We start from the raw sequence: 887 nt of genomic DNA, 5'->3' as shown, positions 1-887 counted from the left end.
TTCAATAACCGGCTCTTTCTTACAGCCGGTAAACAGAAAAATCAAAGGGAGACAACACATATAAATAATTTTTTTCATCACTATATAGATTTTAATATCCTGGATTCTGTACATAAGTTCCTTGAGAGTAATTCATTTGAGGCTGAGGAATAGGTAGGAATTCATCCCTGCCAGCAGTAAAATGTGCAAGGTTAAACCAATCAAAACGTTTTTTCTCCTTTTCAATGTAGGCGTTCATTACCGTACTTAACTGTCCCCAACGCATGAGATCGTAAAAGCGTCGTCCTTCGCCTGCAAGCTCCAACCTGTCTTCCCACATTAATGCTTTCCATGCAAAATCTTTGGTCCAGGTACAGTTTACACCGGGTTTATATTGTTCTACTTTATAATTCATCCACAAACTTCCATCGTCTTTCTTTAAACGGCCAAGGCTATTTGCTGCCCGTGCCCTTATTCTGTTTATGATGGGGAGGGCTTCATCAGTTCTATCTAATTGGATTAAGATTTCGGCCTTCCAAAGCAATACTTCTGCATAGCGAATTTCTTTCTTGTTCATTGAATTTTGAACATAAAAAGGCTTGAACATGCAGTTACAATCAGGACGGACCTGTTCTTTCATAGAGTTGAAGTATCCATATTGAAATGGCGCACGTGATCCAGATTCATCAAACATAAGTTTGTTGTCATATTTCCAGGGATAGCCAGGTATCGCCACAGTGTGTCCCATTCGTGGGTCAAAAGCATGATCCTTGAAATACTGTTTGTAAAGCTGTCCGCCTAATTCAGTATTGTTGTAATTGTCGAAATCAGGTAACCCGGTTCCATCAGTTTTAAAAGCATTTATCATGTTGTGGGAGATTTTATGAAAATCGCAGCAGCCAAAATAC

At 39.2% G+C, this 887-nt stretch carries 1 protein-coding gene; it reads right to left on the bottom strand.

The window, feature by feature from the left end; translation table 11 throughout:
• Positions 1-91: 91 nt before the first annotated feature.
• A partial coding sequence (locus AC1DDX_RS24555) for a RagB/SusD family nutrient uptake outer membrane protein (RefSeq protein WP_477622755.1) occupies positions 92-887 on the bottom strand: 796 nt, incomplete at its 5' end.

The sequence above is a fragment of the Pedobacter sp. 10L46_2 genome (assembly GCF_056395165.1).
This window is presented reverse-complemented; position numbering and strand designations above follow the sequence as displayed.